The 2,851-nt window shown below is 65.7% G+C and carries 5 protein-coding genes; 3 read left to right on the forward strand and 2 right to left on the reverse strand.

From position 1 onward, the window contains the following. The coding region (locus AC5RWX_RS32020; protein ID WP_494100210.1) for an ATP-dependent helicase C-terminal domain-containing protein at positions 1–411 on the forward strand (411 nt) is incomplete at its 5' end. A 152-nt stretch (positions 412–563) separates the two neighbouring features. Continuing rightward, positions 564–713, forward strand: a complete 150-nt coding sequence (locus tag AC5RWX_RS32025) for a hypothetical protein (protein WP_494100211.1) — start codon at positions 564–566, stop codon at positions 711–713. A 60-nt stretch (positions 714–773) separates the two neighbouring features. Here the strand turns inward: AC5RWX_RS32025 and AC5RWX_RS32030 are convergent, their stop codons facing one another. Then, positions 774–1,451, reverse strand: a complete 678-nt coding sequence (locus tag AC5RWX_RS32030) for an alpha/beta hydrolase family protein (protein ID WP_494100212.1) — start codon at positions 1,449–1,451, stop codon at positions 774–776. A gap of 69 nt (positions 1,452–1,520) precedes the next feature. Between AC5RWX_RS32030 and ligD the strand changes: the two genes are divergently transcribed. Continuing rightward, positions 1,521–2,543, forward strand: a complete 1,023-nt coding sequence (gene ligD, locus AC5RWX_RS32035) for a non-homologous end-joining DNA ligase (protein WP_494100213.1) — start codon at positions 1,521–1,523, stop codon at positions 2,541–2,543. Positions 2,544–2,547: 4 nt separating this feature from the next. Here ligD and AC5RWX_RS32040 read toward each other — a convergent pair. Then, positions 2,548–2,851, reverse strand: a 304-nt coding sequence (locus AC5RWX_RS32040; protein WP_494100214.1) for an L-threonylcarbamoyladenylate synthase, incomplete at its 5' end; no start/stop codon positions are given.

A 2,851-nucleotide genomic window follows, 5' to 3' on the forward strand; every position in this document is an offset into this window, starting at 1 on the left:
GCACGAACTATCACTCTTGGTGACCCGTTGCGCCGGTTGCTGCCCTGGCCGGAGGCTGCCAAGCTGGATGACCTCGCCCCGGAGTGGCTGGACGTGCCGAGCGGGTCACGGATCCGGATTGACTACCCTGGGGTTGCAGACCACACTGCCCGGCCGGTGGTGGCCGTCAAGCTGCAGGAGTGTTTCGGCTGGGCAGAGACACCACGACTGCTCGGCGGCCGGGTACCTGTCCTCTTCCACCTGCTCTCACCGGCCCGGCGCCCGCTTGCCGTAACCGACGACCTGACCTCGTTCTGGTCCGGCCCCTACGCGCAGGTCCGGGCCGAAATGCGGGGCCGCTACCCGAAGCATCCCTGGCCCGAGGATCCCTGGACGGCTCCGCCCACCGCACACGTCAAGCGGGGGAAGTAGCCGGCTAAGCCGGGGCCTGCGGCTCCAAGTAGTTCAGGGTGAAATCTCCGATACACAGTTGAAACCTCGCGTCGATGGACTGAAACATCCCGTGGATAGGCTCGTTTGCACCTGGACGACGTTGTTTACACCCTCACCTTAAGGACGTGCAGATGTTTCTCCTCACCAGCCTGAACCTCTTGCTCGACGGCCAGCGGAACGATGACAGCCGGTCCCACAGCGGCGACGGAAAGTCTGATTTTCCACAAGGACAGTTGAGCTCCGCCGCCTGGGAAGGGTGGTGGCAGGACGACGCTGCGTAACAGCGGTCAGCCTGCGGCACCCGGAGGATTGAGCGCCGGCTCTCGTGTTGGGTGCCGCTGTCAGGAGTGGCTGCGGATGAAGGCAGCCGCCGGCTCGGCGAGGGAAGCACCCACCTCGTCCGCTGTGCGTTTCAGTCCGGCGACGACGAACGAGTGGTCGCCGCCGTCCATCCATTGAAGAACGGCATTCGTCCCGATCCGCGAGACCACGCCTGTCAGGATCTCCCGTGTGGCGAAGGTGTCCCGGCTTCCCTGCAGGAACAACATGGGCGTCGTCAGCCCGTACAGGTGTTCATCCCGCAGCTTGTCCGGCTTGCCGGGCGGATGCAGGGGATAGCCCAGGTACACCAGTCCTGCCGCTTCCATCCCTTCTGCCACCGCCATGGAGGCCATCCGGCCGCCAAAGGACTTGCCGCACGCCCAGATGGGGCCGGTGTCGTTATGGGCTGCTGCCTGCTCCGCCGCCGTCGCCAGGGCAGCACGCCAGGTGGCGACCGCGACCGGCGGGCGGTCGGGGAATTTCCGGCCCGCTTCCCGGTAGGGGAAGTTGAACCTCAGCGTTGCCGTCCCCAGCGCATTCAGCGCCGCCGTGAACCCGCGGAGGAAGGGATGCTCCATCCCGGCGCCCGCCCCGTGGGCCACCACAACGGTTGCGGTTGCATCATCCGGGCGGGCGTACACAGCAGAGACATTGACGTCGCCCACCGCGAGGGTCAGGGGCACTTCTGACGCAGGCATGCCTCCATCATGCCGGACCCGGAACTCCCTATCTGAACGCATGCCGCGTCCGGGGTGTACGTTGTCCCCATGGCGAGCGAACAGACCACCATTACCGTCCAAGGTCCCGACGGCGGGCGCGAGATGCGCATTTCCAGTCCCAGCAGGGTGCTCTGGCCCGACCTGGGACTTACGAAACTCGACCTCGCGCAATATTTCGCCGACGTGGGGGAGGCGTTCATCAACGCCAACGGCGACCGGCCGGTGGCGCTGCAGAGGTACAAGGACAACGTTGATGGGGAGATGTTTTTCTCCAAGAATCCGCCCAAAGGCACCCCGGAGTTCATCCGGACGAGGAAGGTGGTTTTCCCGAGCGCGCGTTCCCACCCCATGCTTGTCCTGGACGAACCGGCCGCCGCGATCTGGGCGGTTCAGATGAACACTGTTGTTTTTCACCCGTGGCCGTCCCGGACCGCGAACACGGACAACCCGGACCAGTTGCGCATCGACCTGGATCCGCAGCCGGGGACTGATTTCGACGACGCTGTCCCGGCCGCGCTGGTGCTCAAGGAGGTCCTCGCCGAGGCTGGGCTTACCTGCTTCATCAAGACCTCCGGCAACAGGGGACTGCATGTGTACGCCCCCATCGAGCCCACCCGCGAGTTCCTTGATGTGCGGCATGCCGTCATTGCTGCTGCCCGGGAAGTGGAGCGCAGGATGCCGGAAAAAGTCACCACTGCATGGTGGAAGGAAGAGCGGGGCCAGAAGATTTTCCTGGACTTCAACCAGGCCAACCGCGACCGCACCATCGCCGGGGCCTATAGTCCCCGGGCGCTGCCGCACGCCCCGGTGTCATGCCCCATCACCTGGGATGAGCTGGAGACCGCGGATCCGAAGAACTTCACCATCCTCACTGTGCCGGACCGGCTCAAGACCGTGGGCGACCCTTGGGCGGACATGCACAGCGATCCGGGGACCATCGACACCCTTCTTGAGTGGTGGGACCGGGACCTCAAGGACGGCCTCGAGGAAATGCCCTTCCCCCCGGACTACCCCAAGATGCCAGGGGAGCCCCCCCGGGTGCAGCCCAGCCGTGCCCGGAAGCAGGATTAGCGGCCTACTCGAAGCGGGACGGGTCACCTGTTCCGCGGCGGACCACCTCAGCCACGCCGGTGGAAAAGTCCACCACGGTGGTGGGCTCGGCGCCGCAGTCGCCGGCGTCGATCACGGCGTCCACCTGGTGGTCCAGCCGCTCCTTGATTTCCCAGCCCTGAGTCATCGGGTCCTCCTCGTCCGGCATCAGCAGGGTGCTTGAGAGCAGCGGCTCGCCGAGCTCGGCCAGCAGCGCCTGCACCACGCGGTTGTCCGGGATCCTGACTCCCACGGTCTTCTTCTTTGGGTGCAGCAGGCGCCGCGGAACT

The organism is Arthrobacter sp. SPT-J7 (genome assembly GCF_059089965.1).

Coding starts and splice junctions, on each gene's coding strand:
- AC5RWX_RS32025 (WP_494100211.1), top strand. CDS start 564: ATGTTTCTCCTCACCAGCCTGAACCTCTTGCTCGACGGCCAGCGGAAC.
- ligD (WP_494100213.1), top strand. CDS start 1,521: ATGGCGAGCGAACAGACCACCATTACCGTCCAAGGTCCCGACGGCGGG.
- AC5RWX_RS32030 (WP_494100212.1), bottom strand. CDS start 1,451: ATGCCTGCGTCAGAAGTGCCCCTGACCCTCGCGGTGGGCGACGTCAAT.